26 protein-coding genes and 2 tRNA genes are annotated in these 20,467 nt (G+C 64.8%); 16 read left to right on the top strand and 12 right to left on the bottom strand.

The features are described 5' to 3' along the window. Nucleotides 1–16: 16 nt before the first annotated feature. From AB4Y40_RS03185 to AB4Y40_RS03155, 7 genes are all read right to left on the bottom strand, one after another. Nucleotides 17–676 carry an amino acid ABC transporter permease gene (locus AB4Y40_RS03185; protein WP_368686408.1) on the bottom strand — a complete coding sequence of 220 codons (660 nt, stop codon included), beginning with the start codon at nucleotides 674–676 and terminating at the stop codon, nucleotides 17–19. Nucleotides 677–798: 122 nt separating this feature from the next. Further along, on the bottom strand, nucleotides 799–1,596 hold the full coding sequence (locus AB4Y40_RS03180; protein WP_368686407.1) for a transporter substrate-binding domain-containing protein: 798 nt from the start codon (nucleotides 1,594–1,596) through the stop codon (nucleotides 799–801). An 83-nt stretch (nucleotides 1,597–1,679) separates the two neighbouring features. Then, nucleotides 1,680–2,714 (bottom strand): quinone-dependent dihydroorotate dehydrogenase, encoded by a 1,035-nt coding sequence (locus tag AB4Y40_RS03175; protein ID WP_028204861.1) that lies wholly within the window; start codon nucleotides 2,712–2,714, stop codon nucleotides 1,680–1,682. Nucleotides 2,715–2,794: 80 nt separating this feature from the next. Then, nucleotides 2,795–3,559 (bottom strand): arginyltransferase, encoded by a 765-nt coding sequence (locus AB4Y40_RS03170; protein ID WP_342920612.1) that lies wholly within the window; start codon nucleotides 3,557–3,559, stop codon nucleotides 2,795–2,797. Between the two features lie 253 nt (nucleotides 3,560–3,812). Then, nucleotides 3,813–4,577, bottom strand: a complete 765-nt coding sequence (gene aat, locus AB4Y40_RS03165; protein WP_342920611.1) for a leucyl/phenylalanyl-tRNA--protein transferase — start codon at nucleotides 4,575–4,577, stop codon at nucleotides 3,813–3,815. Nucleotides 4,578–4,603: 26 nt separating this feature from the next. Then, the gene (locus tag AB4Y40_RS03160; RefSeq protein WP_110384546.1) at nucleotides 4,604–5,149 is read right to left on the bottom strand and encodes an NUDIX hydrolase; all 546 of its coding nucleotides are present in this window, start codon (nucleotides 5,147–5,149) and stop codon (nucleotides 4,604–4,606) included. Nucleotides 5,150–5,295: 146 nt separating this feature from the next. Next, nucleotides 5,296–5,372 (bottom strand) — tRNA-Met (locus tag AB4Y40_RS03155). Nucleotides 5,373–5,592: 220 nt separating this feature from the next. Here AB4Y40_RS03155 and AB4Y40_RS03150 point away from each other — a divergent pair. The 5 genes from AB4Y40_RS03150 to AB4Y40_RS03130 all read left to right on the top strand — a co-directional run bounded on the left by AB4Y40_RS03150 (nucleotide 5,593) and on the right by AB4Y40_RS03130 (nucleotide 8,901). Then, on the top strand, nucleotides 5,593–6,090 hold the full coding sequence (locus AB4Y40_RS03150) for a heme-degrading domain-containing protein (RefSeq protein WP_368686406.1): 498 nt from the start codon (nucleotides 5,593–5,595) through the stop codon (nucleotides 6,088–6,090). Between the two features lie 4 nt (nucleotides 6,091–6,094). Then, entirely contained in the window at nucleotides 6,095–6,442 is a 348-nt protein-coding gene (locus AB4Y40_RS03145; protein ID WP_042268604.1) for a multidrug efflux SMR transporter, read from the top strand. Nucleotides 6,443–6,598: 156 nt separating this feature from the next. Further along, nucleotides 6,599–6,883: a DUF1488 domain-containing protein gene (locus AB4Y40_RS03140; protein ID WP_069267565.1), complete on the top strand. Its 285-nt coding sequence runs from the start codon at nucleotides 6,599–6,601 to the stop codon at nucleotides 6,881–6,883. Nucleotides 6,884–6,957: 74 nt separating this feature from the next. Then, nucleotides 6,958–7,671: a TetR/AcrR family transcriptional regulator gene (locus AB4Y40_RS03135; RefSeq protein ID WP_368686405.1), complete on the top strand. Its 714-nt coding sequence runs from the start codon at nucleotides 6,958–6,960 to the stop codon at nucleotides 7,669–7,671. Between the two features lie 72 nt (nucleotides 7,672–7,743). Beyond that, nucleotides 7,744–8,901, top strand: a complete 1,158-nt coding sequence (locus AB4Y40_RS03130) for an enoyl-CoA hydratase/isomerase family protein (protein ID WP_368686404.1) — start codon at nucleotides 7,744–7,746, stop codon at nucleotides 8,899–8,901. A gap of 77 nt (nucleotides 8,902–8,978) precedes the next feature. Here AB4Y40_RS03130 and AB4Y40_RS03125 read toward each other — a convergent pair whose 3' ends face one another. Then, on the bottom strand, nucleotides 8,979–9,404 hold the full coding sequence (locus AB4Y40_RS03125) for a hypothetical protein (protein WP_342920606.1): 426 nt from the start codon (nucleotides 9,402–9,404) through the stop codon (nucleotides 8,979–8,981). Between the two features lie 412 nt (nucleotides 9,405–9,816). Between AB4Y40_RS03125 and ssuD the strand changes: the two genes are divergently transcribed. The 5 genes from ssuD to AB4Y40_RS03100 all read left to right on the top strand — a co-directional run bounded on the left by ssuD (nucleotide 9,817) and on the right by AB4Y40_RS03100 (nucleotide 13,358). Further along, entirely contained in the window at nucleotides 9,817–10,974 is a 1,158-nt protein-coding gene (gene ssuD, locus AB4Y40_RS03120; protein WP_028204869.1) for an FMNH2-dependent alkanesulfonate monooxygenase, read from the top strand. Between the two features lie 38 nt (nucleotides 10,975–11,012). Continuing rightward, complete coding sequence (gene ssuC / locus AB4Y40_RS03115) at nucleotides 11,013–11,873, top strand: aliphatic sulfonate ABC transporter permease SsuC (protein ID WP_368686403.1); 861 nt, start codon at nucleotides 11,013–11,015, stop codon at nucleotides 11,871–11,873. Then, the gene (locus AB4Y40_RS03110; protein WP_368686402.1) at nucleotides 11,870–12,751 is read left to right on the top strand and encodes an ATP-binding cassette domain-containing protein; all 882 of its coding nucleotides are present in this window, start codon (nucleotides 11,870–11,872) and stop codon (nucleotides 12,749–12,751) included. The genes ssuC and AB4Y40_RS03110 overlap by 4 nt, the downstream gene beginning before the upstream one ends. A 55-nt stretch (nucleotides 12,752–12,806) precedes the next feature. Then, nucleotides 12,807–13,022 carry a molybdopterin-binding protein gene (locus AB4Y40_RS03105; RefSeq protein ID WP_028204871.1) on the top strand — a complete coding sequence of 72 codons (216 nt, stop codon included), beginning with the start codon at nucleotides 12,807–12,809 and terminating at the stop codon, nucleotides 13,020–13,022. An 87-nt stretch (nucleotides 13,023–13,109) separates the two neighbouring features. Then, nucleotides 13,110–13,358 carry a DUF6566 family protein gene (locus tag AB4Y40_RS03100; RefSeq protein WP_368686709.1) on the top strand — a complete coding sequence of 83 codons (249 nt, stop codon included), beginning with the start codon at nucleotides 13,110–13,112 and terminating at the stop codon, nucleotides 13,356–13,358. Here AB4Y40_RS03100 and AB4Y40_RS03095 read toward each other — a convergent pair. Further along, nucleotides 13,355–14,269: a DnaJ C-terminal domain-containing protein gene (locus AB4Y40_RS03095; RefSeq protein WP_368686401.1), complete on the bottom strand. Its 915-nt coding sequence runs from the start codon at nucleotides 14,267–14,269 to the stop codon at nucleotides 13,355–13,357. The two genes, AB4Y40_RS03100 and AB4Y40_RS03095, sit on opposite strands and share 4 nt — an antisense overlap. Before the next feature lie 595 nt (nucleotides 14,270–14,864). Between AB4Y40_RS03095 and AB4Y40_RS03090 the strand changes: the two genes are divergently transcribed. The 4 genes from AB4Y40_RS03090 to AB4Y40_RS03075 all read left to right on the top strand — a co-directional run bounded on the left by AB4Y40_RS03090 (nucleotide 14,865) and on the right by AB4Y40_RS03075 (nucleotide 16,840). Continuing rightward, nucleotides 14,865–15,092: a hypothetical protein gene (locus tag AB4Y40_RS03090; protein WP_368686400.1), complete on the top strand. Its 228-nt coding sequence runs from the start codon at nucleotides 14,865–14,867 to the stop codon at nucleotides 15,090–15,092. A 508-nt stretch (nucleotides 15,093–15,600) separates the two neighbouring features. Beyond that, the gene (locus tag AB4Y40_RS03085; RefSeq protein WP_069267557.1) at nucleotides 15,601–15,822 is read left to right on the top strand and encodes a hypothetical protein; all 222 of its coding nucleotides are present in this window, start codon (nucleotides 15,601–15,603) and stop codon (nucleotides 15,820–15,822) included. A 259-nt stretch (nucleotides 15,823–16,081) separates the two neighbouring features. Continuing rightward, the gene (locus AB4Y40_RS03080) at nucleotides 16,082–16,273 is read left to right on the top strand and encodes a hypothetical protein (RefSeq protein WP_368686399.1); all 192 of its coding nucleotides are present in this window, start codon (nucleotides 16,082–16,084) and stop codon (nucleotides 16,271–16,273) included. Between the two features lie 111 nt (nucleotides 16,274–16,384). Next, nucleotides 16,385–16,840 (top strand): hypothetical protein, encoded by a 456-nt coding sequence (locus tag AB4Y40_RS03075; protein ID WP_368686398.1) that lies wholly within the window; start codon nucleotides 16,385–16,387, stop codon nucleotides 16,838–16,840. Between the two features lie 14 nt (nucleotides 16,841–16,854). Here AB4Y40_RS03075 and AB4Y40_RS03070 read toward each other — a convergent pair. Next, nucleotides 16,855–16,930 (bottom strand) — tRNA-His (locus tag AB4Y40_RS03070). Between the two features lie 89 nt (nucleotides 16,931–17,019). Beyond that, entirely contained in the window at nucleotides 17,020–18,021 is a 1,002-nt protein-coding gene (gene dusA, locus AB4Y40_RS03065; protein ID WP_368686397.1) for a tRNA dihydrouridine(20/20a) synthase DusA, read from the bottom strand. Between the two features lie 416 nt (nucleotides 18,022–18,437). On the opposite strand from dusA, the gene AB4Y40_RS03060 reads away from it, so the two are divergent. Further along, complete coding sequence (locus AB4Y40_RS03060) at nucleotides 18,438–18,710, top strand: hypothetical protein (RefSeq protein ID WP_028204875.1); 273 nt, start codon at nucleotides 18,438–18,440, stop codon at nucleotides 18,708–18,710. 126 nt (nucleotides 18,711–18,836) lie between these two features. Here the strand turns inward: AB4Y40_RS03060 and AB4Y40_RS03055 are convergent, their stop codons facing one another. Next, entirely contained in the window at nucleotides 18,837–19,079 is a 243-nt protein-coding gene (locus tag AB4Y40_RS03055) for a hypothetical protein (protein WP_368686396.1), read from the bottom strand. 184 nt (nucleotides 19,080–19,263) lie between these two features. Between AB4Y40_RS03055 and AB4Y40_RS03050 the strand changes: the two genes are divergently transcribed. Beyond that, entirely contained in the window at nucleotides 19,264–20,316 is a 1,053-nt protein-coding gene (locus AB4Y40_RS03050; RefSeq protein WP_368686395.1) for an NADP(H)-dependent aldo-keto reductase, read from the top strand. The last annotated feature ends 151 nt before the right edge of the window (nucleotides 20,317–20,467 follow it).

Here is a 20,467-nt window from a genome sequence, read left to right as displayed (position 1 = left end):
GAGGCAGGGAGGAAAATCAGTGGCGCGCAGGCAGCGCGAGGCGCTTTTCGTACCAGTGCTGCACCCATTCGAGCACCTGGCAGAGCACCCAGTACACGGCGGCGGCCGCGAGATAGAGCGGCAGCGGCTGATACGTCGAAGCGATGATTTCCTGCGCGCTGCGCAGCAGCTCCGTCACGGTGATGACCGAAACGAGCGACGTGTCCTTGATGAGGCTGATGAGGCTGTTCGAGAGACTCGGCACGGCGATGCGCAACGCCTGCGGCGCGATCACGTAGCGCAGGGTCTGGCTGCGCGAGAGGCCGAGGCTATAGGCCGCGAGCCACTGTCCGCTGTGAATGCCGAGAATCGCGCCGCGCATGCTCTCCGAGAGATACGCCGCCACGTTCGCGGAAAGCGCGATCACGCCTGCGGGCGTCGGGTCGAGCGAGATGCCGACGCTCGGCAATCCGTAATAAATGACGAAGATCTGCACGAGCAGCGGCGTGCCGCGCATCAGGCTCACATACACGCGTGCGATGAACACGAGCGTGCGGTTCGAACTGATGCCCATGAGCGCGAGCACGGCACCGCCGATGAGCCCGAAGATCATCGAAAGCACGGCGAACTTGACCGTCAGCAACGCGCCCTGTGCGAGCACCGGCAGCGACTGGATGATGAGCGTATAGATGGGCATGGGCGTAGGTAACGAATGGAAGTGGCGCGGTTTGCAATGGAGGCATATGTGCGAAGGGCGGCATCGTGCGATGCCGCCCTTCGCGTCAGCCGGAATGTGCGGCGCTCGCGATCATTGCCGGATCATTGCGAGATCGGCTTCGTCACGTCGATGCCGAACCACTTGTCCGAGATCTTCGTGAAGGTGCCATCGGCTTCGAGTTGCGTCATCGCGTCGTCGATCGCCTTGGCGAACTTCGGATTGCCCTTCTTGAACGGAATGGCCGACGGGTTGCCGGCGCCGACCATCGCGCCTGTGCGCAGCGGCAGCTGCGAGTTCTTGAGCAGGTAGGCGAGCATCAGGCGGTCGTTCAGCGCCGCGTCGAGACGGCTCGCTGCGAGGTCGCGCAGATATTCGGGGGCACCTGGATAGGTCTTCACGTCGATGCCCGGCACCGACTTGGCCATGTCCATGTAATTGGTGCCGAGGCCGACGCCGAGCTTCTTGCCCTTGAGGTCTTCGAGCGTCTTGAACTGGCGCGTGTCGTCCTTGCGCTGGATGAGTTGCGCGGCCGAGTACGTGTACGCCGGCGAGAAGTCGAGCACGGCCTTGCGCTGGTCGGTCACGCCGACCTGGTTCACGATCACGTCGAACTTGCCTGCCTGCAGGCCCGCGATGATGCCGCTCCATTCGGTCGTGACGAATTCGGGCTTGAGGCCCATTTTCGCGGCCACGGCCTTCGCGATGTCGACGTCATAGCCGACCAGCTCGCCGTTGGGCGCCTTCGAGTTGAACGGGGGGAACGTGCCTTCGAGACCGATGCGCAGCGTGCCGCGCGCCTTGACCTGGTCGAGCAGGTCATCGGCGTGGGCGCTGGCTGCGACGAACGATGCGCCAACGATTGCAAGTGCAAGGAGTTTTTTCAGCAAACCGGATTTCATGTTTTCCTCTTGTTCTGCTGCTGCGATTCTGGTGCTGGTGCACAGCGCCTCCGATGCGCCATGACTAGCGTGCCACTATAGCTTTACGCGCGGCCCGAGGCCAGCGCCCGCGCACATTCGGCGACGAGCGCCGGGCCCCGGTAGATGAAGCCCGTGTAGACCTGCACGAGCGAGGCGCCGGCCGCGATCTTGGCGCGCGCGTCGTCGCCCGAAAAAATGCCGCCCACACCGATGATGGGCACGTCGCCGCCCAGTTCGGCGCGCAGCTTGCGGATCACGTTGTTCGAGGCATCGAACACGGGGCGTCCCGAGAGGCCGCCCGTTTCGTTCGCATTTGGCATGCCTTCCACCGCCGCGCGCGAGAGCGTGGTGTTGGTCGCGATCACGCCTTCGATCTTGTGGCGCAGGAGCGTGTCGGCGATTTCCTTGATCTGCTCGTCGTCGAGATCGGGCGCGATCTTCAGCGCGAGCGGCACGAGCTTGCCGTGCATGTCGGCGAGACGCTGCTGCTTGTCCTTGAGCGCGGCGAGCAGGGCGTCGAGTTCGCCGCCGCCTTGCAGCTGGCGCAGATTCTTCGTGTTCGGCGACGAGATATTGATCGTCACGTAGCTCGCGAACGGATAGACGCGCTCGAGGCAGAAGAGATAGTCGTCGGCGGCGCGCTCGATCGGCGTGTCGGCGTTCTTGCCGATATTCAGGCCGAGAATGCCGCGATAGCGCGCGGCCTGCACGTTCTTCACGAACTGCTCGACGCCGTGGTTGTTGAACCCCATGCGGTTGATGATGCCGCCCGCCTGCGGCAGCCGGAAAATGCGCGGGCGCGGATTGCCCGGCTGCGGGCGCGGCGTCACGGTGCCCACCTCGATGAAGCCGAAGCCGAGCGCGGCGAAACCGTCGATCGCGGCGCCTTCCTTGTCGAGGCCCGCGGCGAGCCCCACCGGGTTGCGGAAGGTGAGGCCCATGACGGTGCGCGGCGAATCGGGCACGCGCGGGGCGAGCAGGCCCGCCATGCCGGTGCGGCCGGCGGCGCCGATCATGCGCAGCGAGAGGTGATGGGCGTCTTCGGCGTCCATGCGAAAGAGCTGGTCGCGGACGAACGGATAAAGGGTGCTGAACACGAGGGAGAAGGCGCGGGCGCCAGAAAATGGGAACCCGCTATTTTAGCGGTAACGCGGACCCTGGGCGATGCGCCCGGGGCTCAGGCTTCGGCCGTGAGTGCGGTCCATGCGCCGTCGAAGAGGCCTTCGAGCGGCTGGAAGCGCGCCTTGTACGCCATTTTCGGGCTCTCGCGGATCCAGTAGCCGAGATAGACGTAAGGCAGCTGAAGGCTGCGGGCCTGCTCGATCTGCCAGAGGATGTTATAGGTGCCGTAGCTCGTATGGAGCGTGTCCGGGTCGAAGAACGTGTAGACCGACGAGAGCCCGTCGCCGAGGATGTCGATCATGCTCACCATGCGCAACGCGCCGGGCTCGTCCGGATGCGCAGGGTCCGGTTCGCGGAATTCGACCAGCCGCGAGTTGATCCGGCTTTGCAGCAGGAACTGCTCGTACTGGTCGCGGCTGTCGCGATCCATGCCGCCGCCCGCGTGGCGCGCGGACTGATAGCGCATGTAGAGCGCGTAATGCGCCTCGTCGTAGTGCAGCGGCGCGACCGTCGCGACGAGCGCGCCGTGCCGCTTCCACGCGCGGCGCTGCGTGCGGCTCGGCGTGAAGCGCTCGACCGGCACGCGCACCGGCACGCACGCGCGGCAACCGTCGCAATAGGGGCGATAGGTGAACACGCCCGAGCGCCGGAAGCCGGCCTTCACGAGATCGGTATAGACGTCGGAATTGATGAGATGACTGGGCGTTGCCACCTGCGAGCGCGCGATGCGCCCCTCCAGGTAACTGCAGGGATAGGGCGCCGTTGCATAGAATTGCAGCGCGGAAAGCGGTGAAAGCGGCAGCTCGTTTGGATGCGTCACGTTGGCAGCTCTCGTAGCAGTTCGGATCGTCGCGTGGCGCGCGCGTCGCGCCCCCAGCCTCGCGCGCAAGCCTTGCCGGGCCACACGGCGCGCCGCACATGGCGTGCCAGGGAAGGCCGGGCGGCGACGGGTTCGCTATTCAGTCTAACATTGACGCCGAACATGTATCCATCGAATTGAGCGGGCCGTAGCAAGTGCGCACGCGGCAATCGTGCGTCGCTCATGTGCCACTCATTTACCGCCCACCGGCGAGTCACGCTGCGGGCAAGAACTCGTCAGGCGCGCCTGTGCCGCCGAGCAGATCGGCGAGCACGGCTTTGTCGAATTTCCAGGGAATGGGCGCGGCGTTCACGTGCGTGCGTACGTGGGCGATGAACGCCTTGCGCGAGATTTCGCGCCCGCCGAGCGAGGCGAGATGCGCGGTGTTCTGCTGGCAATCGATCAACTCGACGCCGTGGCGGCGCAGATGCGCGACGAGCGCCGCGAGCGCGATCTTCGAGGCGTCGGTCATGGAGGCGAACATCGACTCGCCGAAGAACATCGTGCCGAGCGCCACACCGTAGAGGCCGCCCACACGCTCGCCGCCGAACCAGGCCTCGACGCTGTGCGCATCGCCCACGCGGTGCAGGGTGGAGTAGGCGTCGATCACGTCGCCGGTGATCCAGGTGCCGCGCTGGCCGCGCCGCGGCGCGTTCGCGCATGCGCGCATCACGGCGGCGAAATTGTTGTCGACGCGAATTTCCCACGCATCCTCACGCAGCACGCGCTTGAGCGTTTTCCTGAACGAGGGCGAGACCTTGAATTCGTCGGGGCGCAGGATCATGCGCGGGTCGGGGCTCCACCAGAGCACCGGCTGGCCGTCTGAGTACCACGGGAAAATGCCGCGCCGGTAGGCATCGATGAGGCGCGAGGGGAGCAGGTCCGCGCTGGCGGCGAGCAGGCCCGGCGCGCCGCTCGCCGCGCCGAGTGCGCGCTCGACGGCGGGAAACGGTTCGTCGGGCGAAAGCCAGGGGACCATCGTCGCGGGCGCAGTCAGAAGGGCGATCAGCCGTCGCGCAGCGAGCGCAGGACGTCGCCTGTGTGCAGCCCGAAGCTGCCCGACTGGCGATCGGCGAAGAAACAGCGCAGGGTCTGCCCGACCGTTGGGAACGCGATGTCGTCCCAGGGAATCTCGTGCTCTTCGAAAAGCCGCACTTCGAGGCTTTCCTCGCCAGCTGCGATATCGATGTCGAGCAGGCGCGCGAGATAGAACAGATGCACCTGATGCACGCGCGGTACGTTCAGGAGCGAAAAGAGGTTCTGCACCTCGACGCGCGCGCCGGCTTCCTCGAGCGTTTCGCGCGCAGCGGCTTCGGCGGTCGTCTCGCCCATCTCCATGAAGCCGGCGGGCAGCGTCCAGTAGCCGTAGCGCGGCTCGATCGCGCGGCGGCACAACAGCACCTTGTCTTCCCAGACCGGAACCGTGCCGACCACGTTGCGCGGATTCTGATAGTGGATGGTGCCGCAGTGTGAGCAGACGTAGCGTTCGCGATTGTCGCCGGGCGGAATGAGCAGGCTGACCGCCTGACCGCAAGTCGAGCAGAATTTCATGGGCACGATAGGGGGATGGGTGATGCGAGTTTATCACCGCTCAGCGGCTTCGCTCATGTGCCCAACGCTGGGAAGGCCGCGTCTTGAAGAGGCGTAAACGGAAAAAGGGTTACAGGCCAATGACCTGTAACCCTTTCGAATTCTGCTGGTTGCGGGGGTAGGATTTGAACCTACGACCTTCGGGTTATGAGCCCGACGAGCTGCCAGACTGCTCCACCCCGCGTCCGTCGAAGAAAAGATTATATGACAGTTCGCGCCGCGTTGCAACAACAAATGACGAGTGCCTTTCCAGGCGATTGCAAAATGTTTGCAGGACGCGCGCGTCAGGGCATCTTGAATCGTCAGGATAGAATCGGGGCTCGTTTGGCGCCGTGCACGCTCTTCGCAGTGTTCACGCTGCGCCTTTGCCTTCTACAGCGCACTGCGCTTCATTTGCCTCTTCCATGGACATTCCCCTCGATCTGCAATCGATAGCCGCTCAGGAGCACGCGCTGGTGTTTCCCCGTTTCGACGCCGATCGCGCCTGGCAGCTCGGTGCGCATCTGCATGAACTCGCGCGCGCTCGCGCGCTGCCCGTCGCCATCGACGTGCGCACTTTCGGGCAGCAGCTCTTCTTCTGCGCGCTGGACGGCGCCACGCCCGACAACGCCGACTGGGTCCGCCGCAAGTCGCGCGTGGTCGAGCACTTCCGGCGCAGCTCCTATGCGATCGGCTTGCGCATGCAGCAAACCGGCTCGACGCTCGCCGAAAAGCACGGCTTGCCCAACAGCGATTTCGCGCCGCATGGCGGTTCGTTTCCGCTCACGGTGGCGGGTGCGGGCGTGATCGGCTCGATCACGGTCTCGGGCCTGCCCCAGCGCGCCGATCACGAACTGGTGGTCGAAGCGCTCTGCGCGCAACTCGACGTCGACTACGCGCAGCTCGCGCTCGCGAAGGTCTGAGACGATGCGCATTCCTCCGTTTTCGGCCTGGACCTGGCTCGTCATCGCGATCGTCGCGGAAGTCATCGCCACCTCTGCGCTGCGCGCGTCGGATGGCTTCACGCGGCTCGTGCCGTCGGCGATCGTCGTGGTGGGGTATGGCATCGCGTTCTACGGGCTCTCGCTCACGTTGCGCAGTTTGCCGGTGGGCATCGTCTATGCGGTGTGGTCGGGCGTAGGCATTGTGCTCATCACGCTCGTGGCGATGGCGCTCTATCGGCAGGTGCCCGATCTGCCGGCCGTGCTCGGGCTCGGTCTCATCGTGGCCGGGGTGGTCGTGCTGAATCTGTTCTCGAAGATGCAGGCGCATTGAAAGACGGCGGCTGAACCGGCGACTGCGTTGGCCGCCGCATTGGCCACGTTCGCGCCAGACCTTGCGCCTCGCGCGTAACATGGCCGGTTACCGCCGTGTGCCGCGTCGTCCTCCGGCGGCAATGCTTTCTGCAGATTTTCCCCATTGGGGCTGGACATGATCATTCGCTTTCCCGCCGACGCGCCGCTCTATCGCGACGCCAATCTGACCGTGGTCTTTCCCGCGCTCGTTGACGGCACACGCGTACCCTGTGCGATTTCCGTCGAGGCGCTCGAGGACCATTTCGGCGCGCTGCCCGCGAACCGCGACGCGTGGATGCAGGCGTTCGATGCCGGCCGCTCGCGCATCGAGGCTGTGGCACGCGCCCATCTCGAGCTCAGCAACGGCACGCCGGTGCTGCTCAAGAGCGGTCACTTTCCGCCCGGACGCCTGGACTCGTAGGCTTGTACTCGTAGTCAGGCACGCCCGCTCGGGCGTCACGGGATTTTTGGTTGCCGCAACTGGCTAGCGTCGCCATGAGCATCGTCGAACGCAAGGAACGCGAACTCCACGCAAGGCAAGCAGCGCGCGCGCACGACCAGCGCGAGCGCATCCTCGACGCTGCGCGCCGCATCGTCATGCGCGAAGGCCTCGCCGCGCTTTCCATGCGCAAGATCGCCGATGCGATCGGTTATTCCCCTGCGTCCCTCTACCTTTATTTCGCCGGCCGCGACGAGATTGCCGAGGCGCTCGGCCGCGAAGGCTACGCACAACTGCTCGCGCAGCTCGAACCGCTCGCGCTGATCGCCGACGCGCGCGAGCGGCTTCATGCGCTCGCGCATGCATACGTGGCGTATGGCTGCGACCATCCGCAGACTTACGAACTCATCTTCATGGCGCACAAGGCGCGCGCGGAGCACGTGGGACCGGCCGCACGTCGTCAGCGCGACGCGCTGGCCGATGCGGCTGGCGCGCCTGAAGCGGACGCCGCGCCGGCCTCCGGCGCGCAACTCTTTGCCGCCACACTGTCCGCACTGACGCCGGCGAGCGGGGCCCATATCGATGGCCCGCTGCTCGCGCAGTCGCTTTGGGCCACGCTGCACGGCGTGGTGATGCTCACGCTCGCGCGTGCCGGCTTTGAGCACGCGACCCCCGGTCCGTTGATCGACGCCACGCTCGATGCCTGGTTCGGCACGCGCGCCGCCGCGGCCACGTTGCCGGCCGGGCAAGCGCCCGGTGTGGCGTCGTGATAGCCTCAGAAAGTCTGTGATCGCGCGTCGCCCGACGCAGGCGCCGCTCATCGTTCTGCCTTGCCAATCGCCATGTCACACGAAGCCAACGCAAGCCCGACCGCAGCCGATGCCGACTCGCACGTGCTCACGCGCGTAGTGAACCGCATCGGTTTTATCGAACTCGAGCGCCCGCAGGCGCTCAATGCGCTCACCACCGCCATGGTCCGCACGATGCACGCGGCGCTAGATCGCTGGCGCGACGACCCGGGCGTGCTCGCCGTGATCGTGCGTACGCGCCACCCGCGCGCGTTCTGCGCGGGCGGCGATATTCGCTTTCTGTACGAGTCGTACCGCGCGGGCGAACAGGCGGCGCTCGACACCTTCTTCGCCGACGAATATCGCCTCAACCACGCCATCTTCACCTTTCCGAAGCCGTATATCGCGATGCTCAACGGCGTGGTCATGGGCGGCGGCATGGGCATCTCGCAGGGCGCGCATCGCACGGGCGGGCTGCGGCTCGTGGGTCCGACCACGCGCATGGCGATGCCGGAGACGCGCATCGGCCTCTTTCCCGATGTCGGCATGGGCTGGTTTCTTGCGCGCACGCCTGGCGCGATCGGCCGCTATCTCGCGGTGACCGGCGAGACGCTCGATCAGGCCAGCGCCGTGTATGCGGGCCTCGCCGATGCGTCGCTTGACGAGTCCGCGTGGCCGGCGCTGCTCGATGCGCTGGAGAGCGAGCCGTTTGCGAGCGGCGCGGAAGTGGTCGCGCGCATCCGCCAGGCGGCCTTGCCTGCGCCCGGCCTGCGGCGCCTCGCCGAAGGCTCCTCGCTGGCCGCGGTGCGCGGCTGGATCGACCAGCATTTCTCGCTTGCCGATGTGCCGGCCATGCTGGCATCGCTCGAAGCCGCTCGCCATGCGGGCGCGGGCGACCAGGCGCAATGGGCCGGGCAGATGGTAGACGTGCTGCGTGAGCGTTCGCCGCTTTCCATGGCGGTGTCGCTCGAGGTGGTGTCGCGCGCGGAAGGCACGATGGCCGACTGTCTGCGCCGCGACCTCGACCTCACGCGCTCGAGCTTCGCGATTGGCGACGTGATGGAGGGCATCCGCGCGCGCATCATCGACAAGGACAATCATCCGCACTGGCGCTTCGCGAATAGCGAAGGCGTGCGCCGCGAAGACGTCGAGCGGATGTTCGAGAGTCCCTGGAGCTTGATGGAGCATCCGCTGCGCGAACTCATCGGTTGAACTGGCGCGCGCGAGGGAAGGGGGGAAGCGCGGCGGGAAAACTCGGGCCGCGCGTTGCGCACGGCCCGCAGGCGGGATCAGTCTTCGGCGGTTTCGCTCATGAACGCGCGCATGAAAACCAGCGCGCCCCAGCCCCACATCGCATTCGAAGCGAAGCCCGTGGCAAGCCGCGGCAGCATGTTGCCGGTCGGCCAGATGCCGCGCAGCGGATCGACGACGAACACCATCGCCGCGGTGAGCACGATGCCGCCGAACACGAAGGCCTGAACCCACGGCGCGGGCCGCGAAGGCGATACGCGCAGCAGCCACGCCATCAGCACGGCCCAGATGGCGCTCCAGATCGCATTCACGAGGAACTCGGGCAGCCCGAGCGGCTGGAACGGGTCCGTCGAAAATCCGGCCGCGTCGATGACTTGTGCGGCATGCAGGAGTGCGAGCGTCGCCTCGCGAAAGAAGAGCGACGCCAGAAAGCCGGATACGAACGGCAGAATCAGTTTTTGCATGGAATCTTGCGAGAGCTTCTTGGCCTCGCTGCGCAATGCGCCTCATGGAGCGGTGCGCGCGCGGCGTGCCGGTGTTTTTGTGGGTGCGTGCGCCATTATATCGGCGCGCGGTGCGCGCGAGGCGCACCGTATGCTAAAGCGTCGGGCAAAGCACGAAAGTGGAAAACCTAAGCTCAAAAAAATCGTTCTAAAGGGTGCGAGCGGTCCCTAGACTGGTTCCCCATGAAGACGGCGCCGCCGTCGCCGGGCGCTCTCGCGAGGCGCGCGGGGAACGCGCCGGCGCATTCCGTCTGCTGTCGAATCCTTTCAGTCGAGCCACGAGCGGCGCATTCGTTTGCGCGGCGTGCCCGCGCGCGCTCGCTGGCCGGCAGTCACCCGATTCGTGTTTCGAATTTCCAGGCAGGAGCAACGCATGAATGTGTTCTGGTTCATCCCGACCCACGGCGACAGCCGCTATCTGGGCACGACCCAGGGGGCGCGCGCGGCCGATCTCGCGTATTTCCAGCAGATCGCCGTCGCCGCCGATACGCTCGGCTACGAAGGCGTGCTGCTGCCCACGGGCCGCTCGTGCGAGGACGCGTGGGTCGTGGCGTCGAGCCTCATCGCCGCGACGCGGCGCCTGAAGTTTCTCGTGGCGATCCGCCCGGGCCTCTCGTCGCCGGCGCTTTCCGCGCGCATGGCCGCCACGTTCGACCGGCTCTCCAATGGCCGCCTGCTCATCAACGTCGTGACGGGCGGCGACACGGCCGAGCTGGAGGGCGATGGCCTCTTCGTCGATCACGACACGCGCTACGAGATCACCGACGAGTTCCTGCATATCTGGCGCAAGCTGCTCGCGGCATCGCACGCGAACGAGGCGATCGACTTCGAGGGGCGCCATCTGCGCTCGGTGGGCGGCAAGGTGCTGTATCCGCCCGCGCAGCATCCGCATCCGCCGTTGTGGTTCGGCGGCTCGTCGCCGGCCGCGCACGCCATGGCGGGCGCGCACATCGACACCTATCTGACGTGGGGCGAGCCGCCCGAAGCCGTCGCGCGCAAGATCGCCGACATTCGCGCGCGCGCGGCCGAGCATGGACGCACGATTCGCTTCGGCATTCGCCTGCACGTGATCGTGCGCGAGACCGAAGACGAAGCGTGGGCCGCCGCCGACAAGCTCATCAGCCACCTCGACGACGAGACGGTCGCGCGCGCCCAGGCCGCGTTCGCAAAGATGGATTCGGAAGGCCAGCGCCGCATGGCCGCGCTGCACGGCGGTAAGCGCGGCACGCGCAAGGATCTCGAGGTGTATCCGAATTTGTGGGCGGGCGTGGGCCTCGTGCGCGGCGGCGCGGGCACGGCGCTCGTCGGCAATCCTGAACAGGTGGCCGCGCTCATGAAGGAGTATGCGCAGCTCGGCATTGAGACGTTCATTTTGTCCGGCTATCCCCATCTCGAGGAATCCTACCGGTTTGCGGAACTCGTCTTCCCGCTGCTGCCGGGGCGCGCGGCGAAGGGCGCGGGCGGCCCGCTTTCGGGGCCGTTTGGCGAAGTGGTCGGCAATCACTATCTGCCGAAAGTGAGCCAGAGCTGAGGCGCTGGAGAACGGCAGCAATCGTGGAGGATGCAACGATGACGCAATCCCTGGTAACGGCTGCACCCGCACGCGACCGCTCGCGCCCGGGCGGCGGCGTGCTGCGCGCCGCGCGGGCCTTCGTGCGGGCGGGCCGGCGGCGGCTCGCCCCCTGGCTCGTGCCGCTGGCGGTGCTGGCGATCTGGGAGATCGCCGCAAGAAGTGGCGCGCTCTCGACGCGCGTGCTGCCCGAGCCGCTCGCCGTGGTGCGGGCGGCGTGGTCGCTGATCGAGTCGGGCGAAATGTGGGCCGACGTGCGCGTGAGCACGTGGCGGGCGCTTTCGGGGTTCGCGATCGGCGGCGGCATTGGGCTCGTGCTCGGGCTGGCTACCGGGCTCTTCAAGCCCGCTGAAACCGCGCTCGATTCAACCGTGCAGATGGTCCGCAATATTCCTGCGCTCGCCATGATTCCGCTCGTGATTCTCTGGTTCGGCATTGGCGAGGAGGCGAAAGTCTTTCTCGTGGCGCTGGGCGTGTTCTTTCCCGTCTACGTGAATACGTTCCACGGTATCCGCTCGGTGGACGCCAATCTCGTCGAGATGGCGCGCAGCTACGGGCTCAAAGGTTTCGCGCTTTATCGCGAGGTGATATTGCCGGGGGCGTTGCCTTCGATTCTCGTCGGCGTGCGTTTCGCGCTCGGCCTGATGTGGGTGACGCTGATCGTCGCCGAAACGATCTCCGCGCAGTCGGGCATTGGCTACATGACGATGAACGCGCGCGAATTCCTGCAAACCGATGTGGTGGTGGTCGGCATCCTGCTGTATGCGGCGCTCGGCAAGCTCGCCGACTGGCTCGCGAAGTCGCTCGAACGCTTGGCGCTGCGCTGGCACCCCGCTTATCAACAGGAGAACGAAGCATGAGCGCGAGTCAACTGGCGCCGAACTATGGCGTAAAGCGGGAAGCTTTCGAGCGCGTACAGGCGCGCGAACGCAACGACAAGGCGCAGGCGGCGCGCGAGGGCGCGACACCGCGCACGCATACACCCGAAATGGACGCCGCCGTTGCCCTTCGCGGCGTGGGCAAACGCTACGGCGAGCGCGCCGTGCTCGCCGGTTTCGACCTCGCGATCGAGCGCGGCAGTTTTGTGTCGATCGTCGGACGCAGCGGTTGCGGCAAGTCCACCTTGCTGCGCCTGATCGCCGGCCTCGAAACGCCGGACGAGGGCGCGGTGGAGCGGCGCGGCGCGGAGGGCGCGCCGCTCGATACGCGCATCATGTTTCAGGACGCGCGCCTCCTGCCGTGGAAGACCGTCTTGCAGAACGTGATGCTAGGACTTGGGCGCGGCGCGCGTGACGACGCCCGCGCGGTGCTCGACGAGGTGGGCCTGCTCGCGCGCGCCGACGAGTGGCCCGCGCGCCTCTCGGGCGGCCAGCGCCAGCGGGTGGCGCTCGCCCGCGCGCTCGTGCATCGTCCGAGCCTGTTGCTGCTCGACGAGCCGCTCGGCGCACTCGACGCGCTGACGCGTCTCGAGATGCATGCGCTGATCGAGCGCCTGTGGCGCGAGCATCGCTTCACCGCGCTGCTGGTGACGCACGACGTGCACGAAGCCGTCGCACTGGGCGACCGTATTTTGCTCGTCGAGGCGGGGCGCATCGCGCTCGATCAGCGCGTGCCGCTCGAGCGCCCGCGGGCGCGTGTCGACGCACGCTTCGCGGCGCTCGCGGAGCGCGTGCTGCAGCGCGTGCTCGGCCACGGGCCACAGCAAGCCGCCGGACGGCCGTTGGGCGCAGTGGCTTGAATCATTTTTTATCAGGAATCCTCTTGTTTATCCTCGAACTCACGGAGCCGAACCTATGAGCATTACCGCCATCAACGTACGCAACCAGTTTCGCGGCAAGATCAAGGAGATCATTCGCGGACCCGTCGTTTCGGAAGTCGATGTCGATACGGCATTCGGCATCGTCACCTCGGTCATCACCACGCGCTCGATCGACGAACTCGAGTTGAAGGTGGGCTCGGAAGTGGTCGCGCTGGTGAAGTCGACGGAGGTGTCGATCGCGCGCCTGTGAAGCGTGCCCGCGAGTCGGCGGCGCCCGCGAGTCGCGGCGGGCGGAAGTGCTAGCATGAACTGTCAGCGGACGACGAAAGAGGCGAGCATGGAGCCGAAGGGCATCGACATGGGCGACTACCAGGAGCGCTACAAGGACTACGACATCGAAGTCGCGGTCGAGCAGGTGCTCACGGGCGTGAAGGCGCACTATCGCGTGCTGCAGGGCGATACGGTCGTGGAGGACTGGCAGCTCGTGCATATCACGCGCCTCTGGTCCACCGAGCACGCGGCGGCAGAGGCGGGCTTCGAAGCGGCGCGCGCGTGGATCGATGCGCGCGGCACGCAAGCGCGCTAGCGTTTGCCTTGCGAACCCGCGCCGGGCGGCTGGCTTGCCCGGCGCGTTGCGTCGGCGAACATGTCGCGTAGCTGCTGGCGCTCGGCGCCGGTCAAATGTGCGGCGGCGGCCGGCACGGTGAGCACCAGGTGCAGCGTGAGGTTGCCGTGCACGCCGTTGCGATCCGCGAGTCCGACACCCGCCAGACGGATTGGCGTGCGCGCATTCGCGTTCGCGGGAATTTTCACTTCGAACGTGCGGCCGAGTACCTTTGCCTGAACGCCGCCGCCCAGCATGGCCGTCACGAAGTCGACTGGAAGCTCGCAGGCGAGGTCGAGCCCGTTGCGCGTGAAGCCCGGGCCGCAAACGATGGAGACCGAGAAAGTCGCGTCTCCGGACGGACCGCCGTTGACGCCGGGATGGCCGCCACCGGCCACCACGAGACGCTGGCCGTCCCATGCCCCGCGAGGGATCTCGACCATTTCCGATTTGCGCCACGTCTTGACGCCGGTGCCGTGACATTGTTCGCAAAGCGCGCCGCGATCTTCCTTTTCACATGCGGGACACGGACCTTTGACGGGGTAGTGGGCCTGAACGCCGCCGCCATTGAGCGCGACTTCGAGCGGCACGAATAGCTCGACGAGGCAGTTGGCGCCGCGCATGGGCGGCGCCGCGCGGCGCTGGCGCGGTGGAGCCTCGCCGTTGCGGGTCTTGCTGGCCGAACCTGCGGTGCCCGTTGGCGCGACGCGCCGGCCGCTCAGAATCTCGAAGGCTTCCTGAATGAGCTTGAACACCGGCTCGACTGCCGCCTCGCGACCCTTGTTGCGGTCGGGGTGGTACTTCGCGCGCAGTTGACGGTAGGCGCGCTTGATTTCCGCCAGCGACGCAGTCTCCGGCAGTTGCAGCCGCCTGTAGTATTCCTCGAAGCTCAAAGGCGTTCCCGGGTGTCTCTCGTGCACAGACGCAAATGAGCCCGCAACCAGTGCGGGCTCATTTGTTCACTGCTGAATTCTTTGGGGTGGCTGATGGGACTCGAACCCACGACAACAGGAATCGCAATCGAGTCGTCGAACACCAAATTCAGGTTAAAAATCAAAGCCCTGTGATTTTGATTTCGGAATATGCCCCACTTCATCGACCTGGCACTTGCGCGGGTTTGCGGCGGAGCGTTCCAAAATGCTGTAGCTATTTTAGCCGGTCCAGCTAATTTCGTTGCTTTGGTATCCGCACTGAGCCCGAGCGTCAGGTCGCGGAACGCGCGTGCGACCTTAGGGATTCCGTTGCGATCGATGACGAACTTCCAGCGGTTGTCCGACAGCTAGTTGATCATGCTGGTGCGCTGGTTCGGCTTGCAGCCGATGAGGTCGGCGAGTTCGCTCGTGGTCAGGTAGTCGCTCATCGATTGCTCTATTCGCTACTTGCCTTGAGTGCGTCGGTTCCCGGCTATTGGAGGCGATTACCTGTTACATGCATAGCGCCGCCGCCGGCCATGCTACTATTTCCTTTCAATTTGAAAGGAGACTGCTGATGGGCTGGAACGTGCGCTTTACCGACTACCGTGGCTATGACCTTCATTCGGAAACCCTGGAGTGCCCCAATGAAATGTGGGTATGGCGCGCGAAAGTAAGCAGGGGCACGGCACGCGACATCGCTTCGAGTCAAGACCTGGAGACGAGCCACAGGACTCGGGACGATGCGGAAAGCGCCGGGTTCGCTTGGGGGCGCGCGATGGTCGATGAAATCTTGACGGGCTAGGCTCGTCGCGCTCATTGCTGCCTGTAGCGCGCTCTGCGTCACAGGTTTGCCCACAGTTTCTGTGGAGAACTGCGCACTTTCGCCAAAACCTGTTTCACTCGGCGCTCTCGTCGCATCGGAAGGCGCGAGAGCGACTCGTTCGCCGACGGTGATGAGTCGGCAGGCTTCGATGTGATCAGGGCTCGACAGCGTGCAGACCTTTACCGCGGCGCGAAGCGCGGCGTTGATGCGGATGTTTCGTTGATTGATGCCATCGCTTCCTCTATTCGTTACGCGGTCGTTGCTTCGTCGGCTGCTGCGATGACGCTGCCGCGCGCATCGCTTGTCGATCTCCTTGTAATACGCAGTCATCTCTCTGCCGCTCTGTGATGGGGAGATTGCCCCAAGTCGCTAAAGGTTGCTGCCACAGCGGCCGTTAACGATTTCCGTGGCGCGTCCACATTCACTTAACAATCTCTAAAAATTCACCCTCGGCACCGGTGTTAGATTGCAACCGGGAGGAGAGCCAATGAACAATCACGTCATTCGCTACAAGGGATACATCGTCGATTTCACGCCGTTTGATGTTGGCAACGGAGAATTCGGTCCGCGGTGGGCCATCGCAATGGACGATACTGTCTGGGCTGGCAGTGTCCCGTTGTCTAGTGGTCGTTTGATGCATCGCGGTACCTACGAAGAGGCAACAGCAATCGGGAAACTGCAAGCTTTGCAAATGATTGACCTCGACTAATGCTACGTGTCAGGTTACGCAACCACTACGCTGCGTATTGATTGGTTTGATCTCGTCGTCGTACCTGGCCATCTCTCTGCGGTTGTGTGGCGGGGATCTGGCAGCGCACGAATGTACTGAACGCTGCCTCGAAAATCCTTGGTCGTTTCTGACGCAAATGTGTGATTAACTTGCTCCCGCTCGCGCCCATGCGAGCGGCGCAGCAAGCGAAATCGGTGCAATGGGCCGGAGAATCATTGCCAGTCGTCGGGGACAAACTTTGGACAAAGTTGACGAGCTCACAACTGCCTACGAGGCTTGGGTCGCGGCACGCGAAGGATTGGCGCGTGATCTGCCGCCGCTGATCCTCGAAAAACCAAACGACGATTTGATACGCGCCCTGATCGCGCGCGAGGTCGCTACTCACCGGCAATTCGTTGCTGCGAGAGATCGGGCAAACGGCATGACTTAGGCGACAGTTCAAAAGTGTTTCATGCCTGGCTCAGGCTGACGACCCAGCGGAGGCGCAATTCGCCAGGACCTCAACATTTTCACGCAGCGCGCCAATGTTGCGGGGAAGCGCGTGTTCGCTGTTATGGCGATACCGAAGCGCGATGTACCGAATCAGAATTCGGCGGCAGACGGCTTGAAGCATGCGATTTCAAGCGCGAACGCTACCGCGACACCTGTCGGTGCGATTGATCACGTTGACCAGGTTACCGCGGGGCACATGGGTGCAGACTGCCGCGTGCCCGATGCATATGTGCAGAACGTGCACACAAAGAATTGCAGCCGTCGCATACGGGATCGCTTTCGCGGTCAACCGCTCGCGCCGCCTTTTGTTGACCGCCGCTGGCCGGCCACATGTAGTGCCTTGTTTTCAGAGCGGCAGGGCGCCGCATGGCGTTCACTAGATGAATCCGTCGGCTCGCGCCGCTTCGACTTGGTCTGCGAGCGGTTCAGTCTGACGAAAATTGCTTATACCGGCGCTTACACGGATTCCAGAAAGCAAAAAGCCCAGTTCATCGAACTGGGCTAAGCGCTTGAATTCTTTGGGGTGGCTGATGGGACTCGAACCCACGACGACAGGAATCACAATCCTGGACTCTACCAACTGAGCTACAGCCACCACTGTTTTCCTCAATTAGCGCGGCTTCGAAAGCGGCGTCAATCAAGAAGCAAGATTATATACATACCAAAGCTTGCTTGCCTAGCCCTTTATTCAAGAATTTCGTCCGGAACGCGCAGATATTCGCGGGCCTCGTCGAAGATCGCGAGATCTGCCTTCGCGAGCTTGCGGCTGTCCGAGAGGATGCGGCGCCAGCCGCGCGCGCCGGCCACGCCGCGATAGAGGCCCAGCGCATGGCGCACGATCGCGCCCAGGTAAGTGCCGCGCGCGATTTCGCTCGCGCAGTACTCGATGAGCCGCGCTTCCACTTCCTCGCGCGTGAGCGCAGCGTCGGTTGCGCCATAGAAGCGCGCATCGACGTCGGCGAGCACGTAGGGGTTGTGGTACGCCTCGCGGCCGAGCATCACGCCATCGACGTGCTGTAGATGCTGCTCGACTTCGTCGAGCGTCTTGATGCCGCCGTTGATGATGATTTCGAGCTGCGGGAAGTCGCGCTTGAGCTGGTACGCGTAGTCGTACTTGAGCGGCGGAATCTCGCGGTTTTCCTTCGGGCTCAAGCCCTTCAGGATCGCGTTGCGCGCGTGCACGATGAACACCTCGCAGCCGGCTTCGGCAATCGTGCCGACAAAGTCGCGCACGAACGCATAGTCCTCGACCGTATCCACGCCGATGCGGTGCTTGACCGTCACGGGCACGGAGACGACATCGCGCATCGCCTTCACGCAGTCCGCCACCAGTTGCGGTTCGTTCATGAGGCACGCGCCGAACGCGCCGCGCTGCACGCGCTCGGACGGGCAGCCGCAGTTCAGGTTGATCTCGTCGTAGCCCCACTGTTCGCCGAGCTTCGCGGCGCGCGCGAGGTCGTCGGGTTCGCTGCCGCCCAGCTGAAGCGCGACCGGCGCCTCGGCCGGCGTGAACGCGAGATGGCGCGGCACGTCGCCGTGGATGAGGGCGCCCGTCGTCACCATCTCCGTATACAGCCACGTGTGCCGGGAGATGAAGCGATGCAGCGAACGGCAGTGGCGATCGGTCCAGTCCATCATCGGCGCGACGGAAACGCGGCGGGGGCTGGCTTGACGGTTGGCGGACATGGCGATGGAAACCGATGAGTAACGGCTGGCGTGGAACAACCTTGCATTTTAACGCATACGGGCCGCGTTCTTCGTACCCTTTGCGCACTGCGCCAATTTGCCGGATACCTCTGCAGGAAGCGCGCCCGATAGCCATTTTCGGCCGAAAAACCCTAACGGCGTTATGTAATCCGCAGGGAATTTGCTGCGTCGCGCAAATTATTTTGAGAGCGCTTTTAGGGTCTGTTCGTCGCTCAGCCCCGTCAGAACTGCCTGACAGGATTGTTGTGTAACGGAGAATAGTAAATTCGGATTATCGCGATTATTTTCCGATAGTAGGTGTATACACTGAGTTTCGTTGACGCAGCTCGTGGGCACTGACCTCCCAGGCGCGGCGCCTTCCCGATCCGCAACTGAACCTGATATTGGAGTCCACCATGAAGACCAAACTCATCGCAGCGCTGCTGGTCGCAGCTACCGCTTCTGTTGCCGCTCCGGCGTTCGCCAGCGGCTACGGCCCGGCACCGTTCTATCGTCCGGACGTCGGCGCGCCCGCTTCGCAGCGTGGCCAGAGCGTCCAGACCGTGGCCGCCGAACGCGTCCAGGAACAAGGCGCCCAAACGGCTTACGGCGGTGTCGCCGGCTCGGCTTCGCAGTCGGGCAGCCACGCGAAGGCCACGGGCCCGCAATCGGTTTTCTTCGGCCAGTAAGTCCCGCCGAAGTTTCCGATTCGTTGCTGAGCCGCCCGTCAGTCGGGCGGCCTGAAAGCCGGATGTCATTGCGACGTCCGGCTTTTGCTTTTCTGCGTCCGTTCTGGTTTTTCCCCGGGGCGACGCTCAGGATGCGGCGCGCACGCGCTTGTCGATCGCCTCGCGAATGCGATCGAAGGCCGCGTCGAAGGCGTTGTCCTGGGTCGGAAAGCGGCCGGCGGCGATGCCGTCGACGGGCACGTTGCCGTTTTCCGCGTCCGTGAGGCTCTGGATGATCTGCGTCGAGACGAAGAAGCCGGCTTCGTGGTCGCCGTCCACGCCGGCTGTCATGTCGAAGCCCATGTATTCGTAGCTGCGTCGATTTTCCATGCCGATTGCTCCTCGTAGGCGCCTGTGCGGATTCTGGCACGTCTGTCGCCGAGCGGCGCCGCGGCCGGCCGCAGTGCATGCGGCCGCTTGTGCAGAAATGCGGCCGTATTCTGCAACTCCTGAAAAATTTCCCGCGTCGTGGTAGTTTCGGCGCTCCCCAACCGAACTGATGGACAACGTTTCCATGGAATACCGCACACTCGGCGATACCGACGTCAAGGTGAGCCTGATCGGGCTCGGCACGATGACGTGGGGCGAGCAGAACACGGAGCGCGAGGCGCACGAGCAGATCGACTACGCGCTCGAGCAGGGCGTCACGCTGATCGATGCCGCCGAAATGTACCCCGTGCCGCCGCGCCCGGAGACGCAGGGACAGACCGAGCGCTTCATCGGGACGTGGCTCGCGCAGCATCGCGCGGCGCGCGAGCGCATCGTGCTCGCCACCAAGATTGCGGGCCCGGCGCGCCAGCCGCACAACCCGCAGCACATTCGCGGGCCGCAGAACCAGTTCGACCGCAAGAATCTGACCGAAGCGCTCGACGGCAGCCTGAAACGCCTGCAGACCGATTACGTCGACCTGTATCAGTTGCACTGGCCCGACCGCAGCACGATGACGTTCGGCCGCAGCATGTATCCGTATCTCGACGATGCGTACACGGTGCCGATCGAGGAAACGCTCAGCGTGCTCGCCGATTTCGTGAAGGCGGGCAAGATCCGCCATATCGGCGTGTCGAACGAAACGCCGTGGGGCGTCGCGCAGTTCCTGCGCGCCGCCGAAAAGCTCGGGCTGCCGCGAATTGTCAGCATCCAGAATCCGTACAGCTTGCTCAACCGCACGTTCGAAAGCGGCCTGTCCGAATTCGCGCACCGCGAAGCCGTGGGCCTGCTCGCGTATTCGCCGCTCGCGTTCGGCTGGCTGTCGGGCAAGTACGAGGGCGGGGCGCGTCCGGAAGGCGCGCGCATCACGCGGTTCGAGCGCTTCAAGCGCTACAGCAAGCCGGAATCGGTGGCCGCGACGACGCGCTACGTGGAACTCGCCCGCGCCCATGGCTACACGTCCGCGCAGTTCGCACTCGCGTTCGTCAACAGCCGGCCGTTCCTCACCAGCAACCTGATCGGCGCGACCTCGCTCGAGCAGTTGAAGGAAAATATCGCCAGCGCCGACGTCAAACTCACTCCCGAACTGCTCGCGCAGATCGACGCGTTGCACGAGCAGCAGCCCAATCCGGCCCCTTAACGGGAAAGCGGGAAACTGCGCTGTCCTTTGCCGGGCCGCGCGGCGCCGCGCGAGTCGCCAACGCAGCAAAGTCGTTGGCGATTCGCAAGGCATACACTACGATCCAGCATGCGCCGCCCGGGGCGCCATCACGCCTCGCGTGACGGCGCCC

This window comes from Paraburkholderia sp. EG287B, assembly GCF_040965595.1.
In the GTDB taxonomy this organism is placed as follows: domain Bacteria; phylum Pseudomonadota; class Gammaproteobacteria; order Burkholderiales; family Burkholderiaceae; genus Paraburkholderia.
This window is presented reverse-complemented; position numbering and strand designations above follow the sequence as displayed.

What these genes read in the sequence shown, in the direction of transcription:
- AB4Y40_RS03185 (WP_368686408.1), bottom strand. Translation starts at nt 676, where the DNA reads ATGCCCATCTATACGCTCATCATCCAGTCGCTGCCGGTGCTCGCACAG.
- AB4Y40_RS03180 (WP_368686407.1), bottom strand. Translation starts at nt 1,596, where the DNA reads ATGAAATCCGGTTTGCTGAAAAAACTCCTTGCACTTGCAATCGTTGGC.
- aat (WP_342920611.1), bottom strand. Translation starts at nt 4,577, where the DNA reads ATGGTCCCCTGGCTTTCGCCCGACGAACCGTTTCCCGCCGTCGAGCGC.
- AB4Y40_RS03160 (WP_110384546.1), bottom strand. Translation starts at nt 5,149, where the DNA reads ATGAAATTCTGCTCGACTTGCGGTCAGGCGGTCAGCCTGCTCATTCCG.
- AB4Y40_RS03150 (WP_368686406.1), top strand. Translation starts at nt 5,593, where the DNA reads ATGGACATTCCCCTCGATCTGCAATCGATAGCCGCTCAGGAGCACGCG.
- AB4Y40_RS03145 (WP_042268604.1), top strand. Translation starts at nt 6,095, where the DNA reads ATGCGCATTCCTCCGTTTTCGGCCTGGACCTGGCTCGTCATCGCGATC.
- AB4Y40_RS03140 (WP_069267565.1), top strand. Translation starts at nt 6,599, where the DNA reads ATGATCATTCGCTTTCCCGCCGACGCGCCGCTCTATCGCGACGCCAAT.
- AB4Y40_RS03135 (WP_368686405.1), top strand. Translation starts at nt 6,958, where the DNA reads ATGAGCATCGTCGAACGCAAGGAACGCGAACTCCACGCAAGGCAAGCA.
- AB4Y40_RS03130 (WP_368686404.1), top strand. Translation starts at nt 7,744, where the DNA reads ATGTCACACGAAGCCAACGCAAGCCCGACCGCAGCCGATGCCGACTCG.
- AB4Y40_RS03125 (WP_342920606.1), bottom strand. Translation starts at nt 9,404, where the DNA reads ATGCAAAAACTGATTCTGCCGTTCGTATCCGGCTTTCTGGCGTCGCTC.
- ssuD (WP_028204869.1), top strand. Translation starts at nt 9,817, where the DNA reads ATGAATGTGTTCTGGTTCATCCCGACCCACGGCGACAGCCGCTATCTG.
- ssuC (WP_368686403.1), top strand. Translation starts at nt 11,013, where the DNA reads ATGACGCAATCCCTGGTAACGGCTGCACCCGCACGCGACCGCTCGCGC.
- AB4Y40_RS03110 (WP_368686402.1), top strand. Translation starts at nt 11,870, where the DNA reads ATGAGCGCGAGTCAACTGGCGCCGAACTATGGCGTAAAGCGGGAAGCT.
- AB4Y40_RS03105 (WP_028204871.1), top strand. Translation starts at nt 12,807, where the DNA reads ATGAGCATTACCGCCATCAACGTACGCAACCAGTTTCGCGGCAAGATC.
- AB4Y40_RS03100 (WP_368686709.1), top strand. Translation starts at nt 13,110, where the DNA reads ATGGAGCCGAAGGGCATCGACATGGGCGACTACCAGGAGCGCTACAAG.
- AB4Y40_RS03090 (WP_368686400.1), top strand. Translation starts at nt 14,865, where the DNA reads ATGGGCTGGAACGTGCGCTTTACCGACTACCGTGGCTATGACCTTCAT.
- AB4Y40_RS03085 (WP_069267557.1), top strand. Translation starts at nt 15,601, where the DNA reads ATGAACAATCACGTCATTCGCTACAAGGGATACATCGTCGATTTCACG.
- dusA (WP_368686397.1), bottom strand. Translation starts at nt 18,021, where the DNA reads ATGTCCGCCAACCGTCAAGCCAGCCCCCGCCGCGTTTCCGTCGCGCCG.
- AB4Y40_RS03060 (WP_028204875.1), top strand. Translation starts at nt 18,438, where the DNA reads ATGAAGACCAAACTCATCGCAGCGCTGCTGGTCGCAGCTACCGCTTCT.
- AB4Y40_RS03055 (WP_368686396.1), bottom strand. Translation starts at nt 19,079, where the DNA reads ATGGAAAATCGACGCAGCTACGAATACATGGGCTTCGACATGACAGCC.
- AB4Y40_RS03050 (WP_368686395.1), top strand. Translation starts at nt 19,264, where the DNA reads ATGGAATACCGCACACTCGGCGATACCGACGTCAAGGTGAGCCTGATC.